At 47.6% G+C, this 13,988-nt stretch carries 15 protein-coding genes; 8 read left to right on the top strand and 7 right to left on the bottom strand.

Annotation, left to right across the window (positions count from 1 at the left end):
* The 4 genes from NBZ79_RS19540 to mutM form a co-directional block, all read right to left on the bottom strand.
* Positions 1-447 (bottom strand): rhodanese-like domain-containing protein, encoded by a 447-nt coding sequence (locus NBZ79_RS19540; RefSeq protein WP_251934354.1) that lies wholly within the window; start codon positions 445-447, stop codon positions 1-3.
* Positions 448-953: 506 nt separating this feature from the next.
* On the bottom strand, positions 954-1,220 hold the full coding sequence (gene rpsT, locus NBZ79_RS19535) for a 30S ribosomal protein S20 (protein WP_251934353.1): 267 nt from the start codon (positions 1,218-1,220) through the stop codon (positions 954-956).
* A 155-nt stretch (positions 1,221-1,375) separates the two neighbouring features.
* Positions 1,376-2,152, bottom strand: a complete 777-nt coding sequence (locus tag NBZ79_RS19530; RefSeq protein WP_251934351.1) for an enoyl-CoA hydratase — start codon at positions 2,150-2,152, stop codon at positions 1,376-1,378.
* 129 nt (positions 2,153-2,281) lie between these two features.
* Positions 2,282-3,112, bottom strand: coding sequence for a bifunctional DNA-formamidopyrimidine glycosylase/DNA-(apurinic or apyrimidinic site) lyase (gene mutM, locus NBZ79_RS19525; protein WP_251934350.1), 831 nt, complete (start codon positions 3,110-3,112; stop codon positions 2,282-2,284).
* 83 nt (positions 3,113-3,195) lie between these two features.
* On the opposite strand from mutM, the gene ubiE reads away from it, so the two are divergent.
* The 7 genes from ubiE (at position 3,196) to NBZ79_RS19490 (ending at position 9,594) form a co-directional block, all read left to right on the top strand.
* Complete coding sequence (ubiE, locus tag NBZ79_RS19520; RefSeq protein WP_476749713.1) at positions 3,196-3,966, top strand: bifunctional demethylmenaquinone methyltransferase/2-methoxy-6-polyprenyl-1,4-benzoquinol methylase UbiE; 771 nt, start codon at positions 3,196-3,198, stop codon at positions 3,964-3,966.
* A complete protein-coding gene (gene ubiB, locus NBZ79_RS19515; protein ID WP_251934347.1) occupies positions 3,929-5,596 on the top strand; it encodes a 2-polyprenylphenol 6-hydroxylase in 1,668 nt (555 codons plus the stop codon). The genes ubiE and ubiB overlap by 38 nt, the downstream gene beginning before the upstream one ends.
* Before the next feature lie 102 nt (positions 5,597-5,698).
* The gene (gene coaBC / locus NBZ79_RS19510; protein WP_251934345.1) at positions 5,699-6,916 is read left to right on the top strand and encodes a bifunctional phosphopantothenoylcysteine decarboxylase/phosphopantothenate--cysteine ligase CoaBC; all 1,218 of its coding nucleotides are present in this window, start codon (positions 5,699-5,701) and stop codon (positions 6,914-6,916) included.
* Positions 6,913-7,377, top strand: coding sequence for a dUTP diphosphatase (gene dut / locus NBZ79_RS19505; protein WP_251934343.1), 465 nt, complete (start codon positions 6,913-6,915; stop codon positions 7,375-7,377). Before coaBC ends, dut begins: the two co-directional genes overlap by 4 nt.
* Positions 7,378-7,379: 2 nt before the next feature.
* A complete protein-coding gene (locus NBZ79_RS19500; RefSeq protein ID WP_251934342.1) occupies positions 7,380-7,829 on the top strand; it encodes an RrF2 family transcriptional regulator in 450 nt (149 codons plus the stop codon).
* Between the two features lie 25 nt (positions 7,830-7,854).
* Positions 7,855-8,808: a cysteine synthase A gene (gene cysK / locus NBZ79_RS19495; RefSeq protein ID WP_251934341.1), complete on the top strand. Its 954-nt coding sequence runs from the start codon at positions 7,855-7,857 to the stop codon at positions 8,806-8,808.
* Between the two features lie 6 nt (positions 8,809-8,814).
* Entirely contained in the window at positions 8,815-9,594 is a 780-nt protein-coding gene (locus tag NBZ79_RS19490; RefSeq protein ID WP_251934340.1) for a HesA/MoeB/ThiF family protein, read from the top strand.
* On the opposite strand, the gene NBZ79_RS19485 is transcribed toward NBZ79_RS19490, so the two are convergent.
* Positions 9,591-10,526, bottom strand: coding sequence for an AEC family transporter (locus NBZ79_RS19485; protein ID WP_251934339.1), 936 nt, complete (start codon positions 10,524-10,526; stop codon positions 9,591-9,593). The two genes, NBZ79_RS19490 and NBZ79_RS19485, sit on opposite strands and share 4 nt — an antisense overlap.
* 144 nt (positions 10,527-10,670) lie before the next feature.
* On the bottom strand, positions 10,671-10,967 hold the full coding sequence (locus tag NBZ79_RS19480) for a hypothetical protein (RefSeq protein ID WP_251934337.1): 297 nt from the start codon (positions 10,965-10,967) through the stop codon (positions 10,671-10,673).
* Positions 10,968-11,206: 239 nt separating this feature from the next.
* On the opposite strand from NBZ79_RS19480, the gene NBZ79_RS19475 reads away from it, so the two are divergent.
* Entirely contained in the window at positions 11,207-12,151 is a 945-nt protein-coding gene (locus NBZ79_RS19475; protein ID WP_251934336.1) for a branched-chain amino acid ABC transporter permease, read from the top strand.
* A gap of 44 nt (positions 12,152-12,195) precedes the next feature.
* Here NBZ79_RS19475 and NBZ79_RS19470 read toward each other — a convergent pair whose 3' ends face one another.
* Positions 12,196-13,809: a phosphoenolpyruvate carboxykinase gene (locus tag NBZ79_RS19470; protein WP_420854630.1), complete on the bottom strand. Its 1,614-nt coding sequence runs from the start codon at positions 13,807-13,809 to the stop codon at positions 12,196-12,198.
* Positions 13,810-13,988 lie beyond the last annotated feature (179 nt).

The following is a 13,988-nucleotide window of genomic DNA, read 5'->3' as shown; positions in this document are numbered from 1 at the left end:
TCAGCTTTGTACCCATCTCAAATTGGCAGCTTTCCAGCCGCCTGTCGTTCCACGATGGCCGTCGGCATCAGTATTTCCTTCAAAGCCCTCAAGAATGTTGTAGCTGTTGTGATAGCCCGCCATTGTCGCGCTTTTGGCTGCCGCAATTGACCGGACACCGGAGCGGCACAAAAATATCATTGGCGCGTCCTTATCTGACTGACAGGCTTCAAGCTCATTTACAAAATTTACGTTCGGGGACATATCGGGAAATAATACCCAGGAAATCGGTTCAACACGTTTTCCGAGTGACGATAAATCCGGAAGCCCAACATAGGCCCACTCGGCGTTGGTTCTGACATCAATTAGCAGCGCGTTAGGATTATTCTCAAGCATTTGCCAAGCTTCCTGTACCGTGATATCGCCAGCATAGCCATCAGGCTTGCTCGATACGCCCCCATTTGCCATATGTCTTCTTCCTTTCCTGTCACAATGTCGCTTTGCCAAAAGCTGTTATTGGCTTTCCCTCCGAATTCGGCGAACCCGGGGAAAGTTGTTAGACTTTTACCATTCCAACGGAGACGGTAAATTGACGATTTGCGCGCTCCAAACGGCTAAATTACAGATGCCGCCAATTATGGACCACTATACGCATTCGAGAGCTTTAATGCCCTTGAACATCAATTTCCAGCCAACAGGTTAGTACGATGCTTCACTCCCAATTCGACAAGACTAATATCAAGCTTTATCCGCACGCAATAGAGTGCAGACGGGAATATCAAAAATAAATTTGGAAATTGATCAAACAAAATCTTGACCTACAAGATGTAGTGACCGATCTAACAGTGGCGACTTTAACTGGTAAAAAACACTAGATGAATCACATGTTTTTGGCCGTTAAATTTTCTCAAAAGTCGAAAAAAAAGCCGTAATCCAAAAATGGAAACGGCTTGATTCTTTTTTGGGATGCGTTGCTACGCAGAAAGTGCTTTCACCTGAGCATTCAGACGAGAAATCTTTCTTGAGGCCGTGTTCTTTTTGTACACGCCTTTAACAACGCCCCGGCTCAATTCAGACTGCGCGACACGCAGAGCTTCATTGGCTTTTGCCTGATCACCTTCGGTGACGGCGGTTTCTACCTTTTTAACAAAGGTGCGTATACGGCTACGACGAGCCCGGTTACGTTCGGTCCGGACGTCTGTCTGCCGGATGCGCTTTAGTGCAGATTTATGATGCGCCATGACAATCCTGTCTTTTAGCTTCGAAATTCGGAAGCCGGGTTATAACGAGCGAGGAAACCGCAGTCAACATAAGAATACCGTTTGACGACGAGATTAGTGAAAAATCGGTTCTTTTTCTGAAATTGGGGCTAATTGTCCCTCTTTCCGTAGGCCGACTAGCAATTTTTGAAGTCAGGTGTCCGTTTTTCCGCAAATGCAGACATGCCTTCCTTTTGATCTTCTGTTGAAAAAGTAGAATGAAAAACCCGCCTCTCGAACATGATTCCCTCGGCCAGAGTTGTTTCGTAGGATTTTTTTACGCTCTCCTTACACATCATGACAATGGGTTGTGACAGCTCGGCAATTGAGCTGGCGACATTGATAGCCTCATCCACTAAATCATCAAGGGGCACAATGCGACTAACCAGTCCCGAACGTTCTGCTTCTTCGGCCCCCATCATCCGGCCCGTTAAGCACATCTCCATCGCCTTTGACTTGCCTACAAACCTGGTTAGGCGCTGGGTTCCGCCCATCCCCGGAATCGTACCAAGCTTGATTTCCGGTTGGCCGAACTGAGCGTTGTCGGCCGCCAGGATAAAATCACACATCATCGCAAGCTCGCAGCCGCCGCCCAATGCGTAGCCCGCAACTGCGGCAATGATTGGTTTACGGCTTGTATCGACCCGCTCTTCGCATCCGGTAAGAAAGTTCTTTTTGTAGACATCCATATAGGTCTTCGTCTGCATCTCTTTTATGTCAGCACCCGCAGCAAAGGCCTTATTTGATCCTGTCAAGACAACTGCGCCGATCGCATCGTCGGCTTCAAACCCGTTTAATGCTTCATCTAGTTCCATAAAAAGTTCTGCACAAAGGGCATTCAACGCCTTTGGGCGGTCAAGGCGGATCACACCAACGGATCCCTTGATATCTACTGCAATATGACTATACGCCATGGTTTCGTTCCTGTTCTTTATTGATTTTACAGCCCCGACTTGGGAGCCCGATGAAATTCTCCGGTTATTATCCGTGCAAACATCCGTTTGTCCAGAATTATAGACGGGCTTCTCGTTAGTTTTTGATACTTATCGTTGGCAGGAAGGGCAATAAAATGTTGACCGGCCCGATTGAATGAGCCGCTTTACCGACCCGCTGCACATTTCATTGGGGCAATCTGATCCTTCTTTATCATAGACTTGAAAGCGATGTTGGAAATAGCCAAGTTCGCCGGACGTCTGGCTGTAATTTCGAAGGGTTGATCCGCCTGAGGCGATTGCTTCATTCAGAACGTGACGGACAGCCTCTGCCAGTAAATCTGCGCGCTTTCCCTTTATCGTGCTGCTTTTCCGTTTGGGAGAAATATGAGAGCGGAACAACGCTTCACATGCATATATATTGCCAATGCCCGCGACAACTTTCTGATCAAGAAGAGCAGTTTTTACAGGTGCGGCGCGTCCGGCCAGCCGTTCTGCCAGTTGGGGCCCGCCGAATTCATTTCCCAGGGGCTCCGGTCCGATGTTCGCAAGTTGAGGATGCTTGTCCATCTCATCGGTATTTGTCAGCATCATAAAACCGAAACGGCGCGGATCGTGGTAGCGGACAGTGATCCCGTTTTCTGTATGAAAGACTATGTGATCGTGTTTTTCATATTCGCTGACGATCCCCTGATCAATCCGAAAACTGCCTGACATTCCCAGATGTCCGATCATGACCGTACCGTCTTCCAGCGTCATCAGGATATATTTGGCGCGCCGACGCAGACTGATAATTTTCTTTGCTTCAAGTGCTTCGGCAAAATTTAGCGCAAACGGAAAACGTAAATTCTCCCGCCGCAGTGTAATTTTCTCGAATTTGTCGCCAACAAGAGCCTGTTCCAGGCCGCGACAAACGGTTTCAACTTCAGGTAATTCTGGCATAGCGGGACAGTAGCCTTAAATTGTCGCTTGCGCTATGCTCTTATTTCGACGAAACAGAGGCATTGTTTTTCATATATTGCTTGGTGGTTCCTGTGGCACCCTCAGAAAATTCTTCCGACAGCACCCATTTCGGGTTTAAGCAAGTCCCAACTGATGAAAAGGCAGGGCTTGTACGCGGCGTCTTTGACAGTGTTGCTGAAAACTACGATGTGATGAATGATTTGATGAGCGCTGGTGTGCATCGCTTATGGAAGACGGCAATGATCGACTGGCTTATGCCGAGGGCCGGGCATCATCTTCTAGATGTTGCCGGCGGGACAGGCGACATCGCTTTTCGGTTTCTCGACAAAGTCAAAGGAGATGGCACTGTTACAGTGCTTGATATCAATCATGCCATGCTTAGCGTGGGCCAGGACAGGGCGATTGACCAGGGCCGGCTTTCTGGACTTGATTGGGTAAATGGTGATGCCCAGTCCCTGCCCTTACCGGATAAGTCTGTTGATGCCTATACCATTGCATTTGGTATTCGAAACGTGACGGATATTCCGCTGGCATTGCGGGAGGCAAAGCGGGTTCTGAAGCCTGGAGGCCGGTTTCTATGTCTTGAATTCAGCACGGTAGAGGCGGCAATATTGAAGGATGTCTATGATTTTTACTCCTTTAAATTGCTCCCTGAAATTGGACGGTTGGTGGCAAAAGACAAGGAATCATACGAATATTTGGTTGAGAGTATCCGGAAATTCCCAGATGCGGACCGTTTTGCGGAAATGATCGTTGAGGCGGGCTTTCATCAGGTCAAATATAGACGTTTGTCCGGTGGAATTGCAGCCCTGCATTCAGGCTGGCGATTGTGAGAGGGCTTTGCGCGTGATCCGGATCATCAACAACTGCCGCCGCCTTCTATTTATTGCCCGTACGTTAGCGCGCCATGACGCCTTGTTCCTGTTGGAGGATCTCGAACGCGCGCCATTTTATGTGAAGCTTTTCCGGTTTATTCTTCCAGTTTTTGCCGTTGGTGCATCGAAGAACAAGGGATTACGTGAGGGTCAACGGTTAGCAAATGCGCTGCAGGATCTGGGGCCGAGCTTTATAAAACTAGGCCAGGCCCTGTCGGTTAGGTCCGATTTACTGGGTGAAGAGGTGTCTCAGGATCTGGGGAACCTGCGAGATAAATTGCCGCCCTTCTCGTTTGAAAAAGCCAAAGAGACCATTGAGTATGAATTGGAAACAAGTCTCGAAGAACTTTTTACTGAATTCGACCCGGAGCCGGTTGCAGCTGCTTCTATTGCCCAGGTACATTTCGCAAAAGTAAGAGAGTTCGCCCCCGCCCCGACAGAAGATGATCCGGATGCAATCCTTGAAATAACCAAAAAAGTCGCCGTGAAGATACTTCGACCAGATATCGAAAAAGCCTTTGAGATGGATCTTCAGCTGTTTTTCTGGTTGGCTCGGCTGGCGGAAAGGTATCAACCAGGGTTTCGACGCTTACGGTTAACCAAAATTGTCGAGACAATGGCGGATTCTGTCGAACTGGAAATGGATTTACGAATGGAAGCGGCGGCGGCTTCCGAAATGGACGAGAATTTTGCCGATGATCCGGATTTTGGGGTACCTGAAATTGATTGGCAGCGAACGGCGCGTCGGGTGATGACTCAAAGTCGTGTAGACGGTATCAGTATTTCCGATAAGGATGCGCTGATAGAGGCGGGCCATGACCTGGATGCCCTTGCCGCAAATGTAATTCGGGTTTTTCTGCACCAGGTTTTGCGGGATGGGTTTTTCCATGCGGACATGCATCATGGTAATCTTTTCGTCAGCGAAGGTGGAAAATTGGTCGCCGTCGATTTTGGCATCATGGGCCGTATGAGTCGGGAAACTAGATTGTTTATGGCTGAAATGCTTTATGCTTTTCTGATCCGAGATTATCGCAGGGCGGCAGAAGTTCATTTTGAGGCTGGTTACGTGCCACCTCATAAATCACTGGATTCGTTTGCTCAAGCATGCCGTTCCATAGGGGAACCAATATTGGGCCGGCCGGTGAACGAAATTTCCATTGCCCGGCTTTTGGTTCAGTTGTTTCAAATTACTGAAACCTTTGAGATGGAAACGCAGCCTCAGCTTTTGTTATTGCAAAAGACGATGGTTACGGCAGAAGGCGTTGCTCAAAGCCTCAATACAAAGATCAATTTTTGGGAAGTCGCGCAACCGACTGTCGAGCACTGGATGCGCGAAAACATGGGGGTCGAGGCGCAAGCGGCGCAAATCGTTAATGAAGGCCTTGCGCTATTGAAGAAAATACCGGCGATCGTCAACAGGGCCGACAAGATTTTGGAAGAACTCGAAACACGGGACGACCTAGCCGCCGGGCATATACATGAATCGCCCGAAGAGGAATACCGCATCTCCAGAATTAAAGCTGTCTATATGGTGACGGGTGCTGTTTTAGGCGCATTTGCCGGATACTTGCTTATGCTGGCGCTTTAGTCCTTCAGCACGGGTTCAATTATTGCTTGCGCTACGGCGGTGCGATTATTATTCTATTTACATAAAAGAAAAGTGAAATAAGTAAACAGGGGCGGACCGCGCGTGGATGACTCACAGAAATCTGTTTTGTTGATTATCGGAGGAGGTATTGCGGCTTATAAAACGCTCGAATTGATCCGGCTTCTTTCGAAACTTGGCATAGGATGTCGTTGTATCCTGACGCGGGCAGCTGAAGAATTTGTAACACCCTTGTCGGTGGCGTCATTGTCTGGGAATAAGGTTTACACTGACTTATTTTCACTCACCGATGAAGCTGAAATGGGACATATTCAATTGTCCCGAAGCGCCGATTTAGTGGTTGTCGCTCCGGCAACCGCAGATCTGATGTCGAAAATGGCCGTAGGCATGGCGTCAGATCTGGCCACAACTGCGCTTCTGGCAACCGACAAACCTGTGATGATTGCGCCCGCCATGAATGTGCGCATGTGGCAACATCCTGCAACACAACGTAACCTTCAAACCCTGATAAATGACGGCGTTAGGGTCGTGGGTCCGGATGATGGTGATATGGCGTGCGGAGAATTTGGCCCCGGACGCTTATCTGAACCAGAGCATATAGCCAAGAGCATTAACGATTTTTTTGAGTCTGACTCCGCAAAGCCCCTACGGGGGCGAAAAGTTCTTGTGACTGCAGGGCCAACCCACGAACCCATTGATCCTGTTCGATATATCGCAAATCGCTCTTCTGGAAAACAGGGCTATGCGATTGCTGATGCCCTCGCGGAATTAGGAGCTGACGTGACTTTAATTTCAGGCCCGACACGACTGGATGCAAGTCAAAATGTAACCTTGAGGGCTGTTGAATCAGCGCAAGAAATGTTGGTGGCATGTGAAGAAACGCTGCCTGTTGATGCGGCTGTATTTGCGGCCGCTGTTGCAGATTGGCGCGTAAATAACGAAGCTTCACAAAAGATAAAAAAGCAGGCAGGCGCCCTCCCGGATTTAAGCCTGACTGAAAATCCTGATATTCTCGCGACAATCAGTGGGTCCGTGTCTAATCGCCCCGCTCTTGTCGTTGGGTTTGCTGCTGAGACTGAGAATATTGTTGAGAATGGAAAAGCGAAGCTGGATAAAAAGGGATGCGACTGGATCGTTGCCAATGATGTAAGCGCGTCGACGGGGACCTTCGGTGGAGAAGAAAATCAGGTTTTTCTCCTCAAGGGAGCGTCCACTGAAAGCTGGCCAAAGCAAACTAAGCAGGGTGTTGCCCGAACACTCGGAGCACATATTTCAGATTTCTTTCAGAGTAAGTCCACATGAATAATGTAAATATCTCAGTTTCCCGCCTCCCCCATAATCTTGACTTACCGCTGCCAAGCTATGAAACACCGCAAAGTGCCGGTATGGATTTACGGGCGGCGGTCGATGGTACAGTTGAAATACCGCCAGGTGGTCGGGCGTTGGTGCCTACCGGTCTGAAAATTGCCCTTCCTGAAGGGTTTGAAGCACAAATTCGTCCGCGATCCGGATTGGCGCTAAAAAATGGCATTACTTTGCCCAATAGCCCGGGAACCATTGATGCCGACTATCGCGGGGAATTGGGGATTATCCTTCTGAACACAGGCGAAGAAACGTTTAATATAAAGCGCGGTGACCGCATCGCCCAAATGATAGTATCACCTGTTATTCAGGCAGGCTGGCATGAAATGGAAAATCTAGGAGAAACGGCCCGGGGTGAAGGCGGGTTTGGATCAACAGGTGTTGCAGGGGGTTCTAGCTGAAGATGCTTCATTTACCGAAAAAAATGCTGTATGCGCTGGAAGCTGTTGTAGATATTGCGTTTAATGCCCGCCCGGATCCGGTTCAATCGAAAGAAATTACCCAGCGTCAGGGTATTCCTCAAAGATATTTGGAACAAGTGATGCAACAGTTGGTGCATACAGGTATTTTGAAAGGTGTGCGGGGCCCTCGTGGCGGGTACCGGTTGGCACGGGAAAGACGCCGAATTACAGCCGGTGATGTGATTAGAGCCATCAGCGCTGCGGATATGGATGAAGACACTCAAATTTTCTCTTCCGACATTGGTCAATTGGTTGTCGGGCCACTTTGGCTCGAGGCTCAGGCGTCAATGCTAGCGCAATTGGATTCTGTGACTCTTGAAGATTTGTGCCGCCGTGCCAACGTAAATTGTCAGGATGAGATGGCAGCGTCACGCGCTGATTTTGATATTTAAGCAAATGTAATTGGAAGAGAAAAATATGACTACTGAGGCTCCAAGGGGGAAAATTTATGATAGCGTCATCGACACAGTTGGCGGAACACCACTTGTACGAACCCAACGTGTTGGACAGAATACGAAAAGCCGCGCAGATATTTTGCTTAAACTGGAGTTTTTTAACCCGCTGGCGTCAGTAAAAGATCGCATTGCTTCCGCCATGATAGAAGCCATGGAAGATGCAGGGCTGATTGGTGAGAAGACGGCAATTATTGAACCAACATCCGGAAATACGGGGATCGGGCTCGCCTTTGTTTGTGCGGCAAAGGGGTACAATCTGACCCTCGTAATGCCTGAAAGCATGTCTATTGAGCGCCGTAAAATGCTGAAGCTACTTGGCGCAAATCTCGAACTTACCGAAGCCGCCAAAGGCATGAACGGGGCGATCGCACGTGCGAACGAACTGAAAAACGAAATTGGAGACGCTGTAATTCCGCAGCAGTTTGAAAACCCTGCAAATCCGGCAATCCATAAAGTTACAACAGCGGAGGAAATTCTGGCCGATACAGAGGGTAAGGTGGATGTGGTTGTCATGGGAGTGGGAACCGGCGGTACCCTGACTGGGGTTGGCACAGTATTAAAGAAGCATGACAGCAATATCAAAATTGTCGCCGTTGAGCCTGAAGATAGTCCGGTCCTTTCCGGCGGACAGCCTGGGCCTCATAAAATCCAAGGGATAGGTGCGGGTTTTTCTCCGAAAAACCTCGATGAGAGCCTAATTGATGAAATTTTGACAATCGGTAATGAAACAGCGTTTGAAACTGCCCGGGAAGTTGCACGAGAGGAAGGTATCCCAGTCGGAATTTCTTCAGGTGCCGCAGTTGCGGCGGCGTTGGAAATTGCTGATAGACCTGAAATGGTAGACAAAACCATTGTTGTTGTTATTCCTTCTTTTGCGGAAAGATATCTGACAACTGCCCTTTTTGATGGAATTTGATCTTCTATGAACCTGACCGATGAGCAGCTAGATCGATATGCCCGGCATATTGTCTTAAGAGATGTTGGTGGGCGCGGTCAAAAAAAACTACTCGGAACAAAAGTCCTTGTTGTCGGGGCAGGGGGCCTTGGTTCGCCCATGTTACTATATCTGGCGGCGGCGGGTGTCGGAACCCTTGGGATTATTGACGATGACAACGTTGATCTATCAAATCTTCAGCGCCAGATAGCGCATGAAACGGCCGATATTGATCGGGCAAAAGTGAAAAGTGCACAAGCCTCTATTGAACGTCTCAACCCGGATATCAAAGTAGTTCCCTACCAAACTAGATTGAACAGTGACAACGCACAGGATGTTCTTTCAGAATATGATCTTGTTGCCGACGGTACAGACAATTTCGAAACGCGATTTCTTTTAAACGATACGTGTTTTTTTCTGCGAAAACCGCTGGTTTCTGGCGCCATGTTACAATTTGAAGGCCAAATAAGTACTTATAAAGCATATGAAGAAGGGAATAATCCGTGTTATCGCTGCGTATTTCCCGCCCCTCCGCCACCTGAAATTGCGCAAACTTGCGGTGAGGCAGGTGTACTCGGAGCATTGGCGGGTGTCATTGGATCCCTACAAGCGATCGAAATTATAAAAGAGATTTTGGGTGTTGGAGATAGCTTGTCCGGCCGGCTGTTGCTTTATGACGCGTTATCCACGGAGTTTCGAAAGATCAAAATTTCCCGGGACCCTGCTTGTGCTTTGTGCGGTAGCGAAGCCACATTTCTGCGCCCCTAGGGCAGAAAATATCCGGCTGCAAGGGATAGCGCGAGGGGTATGGTGACGATTGAGATTAGGGTTTGAACGGTTATGATCCCCGCCATAACTTCAGCATCCCCGCCCAGCAATTTCGCTAATGCGTAACCGGAACTCGCTGTTGGAACGACCCCATAAATTACCAGAACCATAGCAGCAATTCCGTCAATACCTGTTAGTAGGGCTATTCCGGTGATTACGATTGGAAAAATTATCATTTTACATAAAGTGGCAATAGTTACGTATAGCGCGCCAGTATGAATGGTCTTTATACGCAGTCCGGCACCAACGCATAGCAGGGCGAAGGGCAGGGCGGCTTTTGATAATATACCTGTCAAGTCATGTAAGACGGGCAGGGGACCAACCCCCGTTAAGTTCAAGCTTACACCCAAAACAATGGCCAGCAAGAGCGGGTTTCGAAAAATTTCCTGAATCAAACGGCGTTTCAAGGAAATTGTACTTGTCGCCCCTTGAAACCAGACAAGAACCGTAACACAAAGAAGGTTTGTGACCGGGACAAGAAGGGATATGGCGACAGTTGCAAGTAACAGCCCGTGAGCCCCATACAAATACTCGGCGACAGCGACGGCAATAAAGGTGTTGTGACGGGTTGCTCCTTGAAAAACGGAACCACCGAGAGGTCCGGATAGTTTGAAAACCCGTATGCACAAAAGCGAGATTAGGGCGGTCGCTGCCAGAGCGCTAAGCAACGCGACAGCAAAAGTATCCACAATATCTTCGCTAAAGGGTGCCGTGGTGGTGCTATGCAGAAGAAGCGCTGGAAATAGAACCCAATAAGTGACCCGGTCCGCATGATGCCAAAATTCACCTCCCGGAAATCCATTACGCCTCAGAAGGTTTCCCAAAACCAACAGTAGGAAAATCGGTAGAATGGCAAGGGAAATGGCCCACATAATTTTTCTTTCAATTCGCCGCAGGAAAGCAATCGATAAATGAGAAGTTTAGTGTTTGATCCAAATTTGTTGATTTGGCTAGTAGAAAGTTTCTGTCGGTCACGAAATGATTTGTCAAATTAATGTTGAAGAGAGTTTTGGTGCCTATTTTAAAGCTGGATTAGGATGATACCCCGGCCCGATCGTCAACGCTTTTTCAGGCAGATCAGATTGGTTAATATTGGAGCGAAACATCTTAATGGTTTTGGCTAGCTCCTGCCCGGTGGATTTTTTAACAAGCATGACTCTCACCTGATATGGTTGATTTTTGACAACACCAGTAACAGGCGGCGTCCGAAACATATATTGAATAAGCTCCGGCCGGACGGACTGTCTTATGATAAAAGCTGGACCTCCTGCAGGATCTTCGAATTCGGCAACAATTTCAGTATCGTTCGGCAATGCTCTCCCGGGCTTTAGGACAAATCCATAAAAACCCTCCGCTATTCGATAATTAAAAATAAAGCCGCCACCGGTAATTTCAAGATAAGGTTTTTCGGCCTCTCCGTCGCAGCTGCAAAGAAGAAGGGAAGTAATAAGGAGTAAACAGCCCATCCAAGGATGCATATTAGAATTCTCCACTGATTACCGCTATGATACTTGCCATCTACCTAGCTGTCTAATGCTGAAAAGGTTGTCACTTGCCCCTTTTATACTTCATTCAACAGTTGATAAATGCTGTTCAGATCAGCGCTCTATACGCGTTGTTGGCTGCAGCGTTTGTCTTGCTTTACGGTGTGGCCAATCGCATAAACCTTGCTTTCGGTTCATTAGCTATGTGGAGCGCATATGTCACTATCACGCTCATCACATTACTCCTTGCTCTGACGTCGTGGCCCCTGTTGGTTGTGATATTCGTAGGTGGCGCAATTGCAGTCGTGAATACGTCAACGGTAGGATTTGTCTTGCATAAAACGGTTATATCGCCGCTTATTAGGCAACGTTCCCAGGCCATGTTGATCGCAACCGTTGGGGTTGCAATCATATTGGAAGAAACGATGCGGCTAATTAGCGGATCAAAAGAGATATGGTTGGCTCCTGTTTTTGTGACGCCAATTCCCCTGGTTACTTCTGATATATTTCCAATACAGGTAACAACAATCCAGCTTGTTGTAACGCTCATTGCGCTTGCCACTGTCATTGGTCAAATTTCCTTAATGAAGCGTCACCGGTTTGGGCGGCTCTGGCGAGCGTGCTCGGAAGACCTAAAAATGGCTGCTCTTTGCGGAATTAATATACAGCTTATATTGACGAGCTCTTTTGTTCTAGCGGCTTTCTATGCTGCTTTGTCAGGAACGTTGATTTCCTTACTATACGGGAGTGCGAGTTTTGGAATGGGGCTGATGATCGGATTGAAAACCCTATTTGTAGCAGTTATCGGGGGCATGAAATCGGTCGGCGGGTGCTTGATCGCAGCATTTCTGCTTGGGTTTTTCGAAACTTTCTGGTCAGCATATTTCGCAATTGAGTACCGGGATGTTGCCTCCCTTATGGCACTAACTTTTTTGCTTGTCCTAAACCAAGATGGAGTTCGTTTATTTGGAAGCGCCTTCTCTATAAATAGAAAAAACGACCATTATAATTAAATAGTGGTCGTTTTTCCGTCAAAGTTGGCTTTTAACGTTGTTTTTTAGGCGGTTTTTGGCGCAGATTCCAAAACCTCAGGCCCAACATAATCTGAAAACTGCTCAAAATTCTCAATAAACCGCGAAACCAGGTCTTGAGCTTTGGCATCATAGGCAGCTTTGTCTGACCAGGTGTTTCTCGGATTCAGAATTTCAGTTGGGACGCCGGAACAAGAAACCGGCATTGCCAAGCCAAAGAAAGGGTCTTTTTCTGTGTCAGTTTTTGCAAGAGTACCGTCAAGTGCTGCATTGACCAGAGCCCGGGTATAGCCAATTGGCATACGATGGCCCGTTCCATATTCACCACCGGTCCAACCGGTGTTTACCAACCAACAATTTACACCATGTTTCGCGATCTTATCGCCAAGCAATGAAGCATAGACTGACGGATGGCGCGGCATAAATGGTGCACCAAAACATGTGGAGAAAGTTGCTTGCGGTTCACTGCCCAGCCCTTTTTCTGTGCCGGCAAGTTTTGCGGTGTAGCCGGATAGAAAATGATACATGGCTTGTTCAGGGGTTAATTTGGATATGGGAGGCAAGACACCAAAGGCATCGGCCGTCAGCATAATTACATTGGTTGGATTCCCCGCAATACCAGTGTCTGAAGCGTTAGGAATAAAATCGATTGGATAAGATGCGCGCGTGTTCTCTGTATATCGATTGTCATCCAGATCCAGTTCGCCCGTTGCATCGTCGACTACAACATTTTCTAGAACGGTGCCGAACCGACGGGTGGTCTCAAAAATTTCCGGTTCCGCTTCCTGAGACAGTTTGATCACCTTCGCGTAACATCCGCCCTCAAAATTGAAAACACCATCATCCGACCAACCATGCTCGTCGTCCCCGATTAGCATTTTACTGGCATCCGCTGATAGGGTTGTTTTTCCAGTACCGGACAGGCCAAAAAATACCGTCGAATTTCCTTCCTCATTAACATTGACGGAGCAATGCATCGGAAGGGTTTGCTTTTCAGGAAGGAGGTAGTTCAGAATAGAAAATACAGATTTTTTTATTTCACCGGCATATGAAGTCCCGCCGATAATAACAAGCTTTTCCGCAAAATTTGGAAGGACAAATACTTCGGAACGTGTCCCATCAACTGCCGGATTTGCTTCAAATGAAGGTATTTGGAGAATTGTAAATTCAGGTTCAAAATTGGCTAATTCTTCAGCAGCTGGTTGAATAAACATATTGCGCGCGAAAAGATTATGCCATGCACATTCAGTAATAACTCGAACTGGTAATCGATGAGCGGGATCTGCACCTGCATAACAATCCTGAACAAATACTTCGCGGCCGGTTAGGTATTGCCGCATTTTTTCGTGTAATCCGGTAAATTTTTCAGCATCAATTGGTTTATTGACCTGACCCCACCAGATATTGTTTTCACTACTACTTTCCTTAACAATAAACTTGTCATTTGCAGAGCGTCCGGTGTGCTGACCTGTCAAGGCAACTAACGGTCCGCCAGCGGCCAGAGAGGCCTCTCCTCGAATGAGCGCTTCTTGATACAATGCGGGAGCCGATAAATTCCAATAAACCTTACCGACATTGTCCAGGCCATTTTTGTCCAGCCCATAACTACTTTTATGGGGTCCTAATTGCTCCACATTCATTCTCCAGCGATATAAAAAAAGGCCCATTTTACTGGGCGTCTTTTGACAGAATATGATGCCTGTCTTTTTGGCGCAACACTTCCACGACGAAATAATAAAATTAAAAAGCCGCTTCTTCGAAATTATTTCGTATTATTTTAAAATTCTTTCCATACGAAACAAAAAAAAGGAAAAAATAT

The sequence above is a fragment of the Sneathiella marina genome, from assembly GCF_023746535.1.
GTDB classification, from domain to species: domain Bacteria; phylum Pseudomonadota; class Alphaproteobacteria; order Sneathiellales; family Sneathiellaceae; genus Sneathiella; species Sneathiella marina.
The sequence above is the reverse complement of the archived record's forward strand: the minus strand, read 5'-3'. Positions and strand labels throughout refer to the sequence as shown.

What these genes read in the sequence shown, in the direction of transcription:
- NBZ79_RS19540 (WP_251934354.1), bottom strand. Translation starts at nt 447, where the DNA reads ATGGCAAATGGGGGCGTATCGAGCAAGCCTGATGGCTATGCTGGCGAT.
- rpsT (WP_251934353.1), bottom strand. Translation starts at nt 1,220, where the DNA reads ATGGCGCATCATAAATCTGCACTAAAGCGCATCCGGCAGACAGACGTC.
- NBZ79_RS19530 (WP_251934351.1), bottom strand. Translation starts at nt 2,152, where the DNA reads ATGGCGTATAGTCATATTGCAGTAGATATCAAGGGATCCGTTGGTGTG.
- mutM (WP_251934350.1), bottom strand. Translation starts at nt 3,112, where the DNA reads ATGCCAGAATTACCTGAAGTTGAAACCGTTTGTCGCGGCCTGGAACAG.
- dut (WP_251934343.1), top strand. Translation starts at nt 6,913, where the DNA reads ATGAATAATGTAAATATCTCAGTTTCCCGCCTCCCCCATAATCTTGAC.
- NBZ79_RS19500 (WP_251934342.1), top strand. Translation starts at nt 7,380, where the DNA reads ATGCTTCATTTACCGAAAAAAATGCTGTATGCGCTGGAAGCTGTTGTA.
- cysK (WP_251934341.1), top strand. Translation starts at nt 7,855, where the DNA reads ATGACTACTGAGGCTCCAAGGGGGAAAATTTATGATAGCGTCATCGAC.
- NBZ79_RS19490 (WP_251934340.1), top strand. Translation starts at nt 8,815, where the DNA reads ATGAACCTGACCGATGAGCAGCTAGATCGATATGCCCGGCATATTGTC.
- NBZ79_RS19485 (WP_251934339.1), bottom strand. Translation starts at nt 10,526, where the DNA reads ATGTGGGCCATTTCCCTTGCCATTCTACCGATTTTCCTACTGTTGGTT.
- NBZ79_RS19470 (WP_420854630.1), bottom strand. Translation starts at nt 13,809, where the DNA reads ATGAATGTGGAGCAATTAGGACCCCATAAAAGTAGTTATGGGCTGGAC.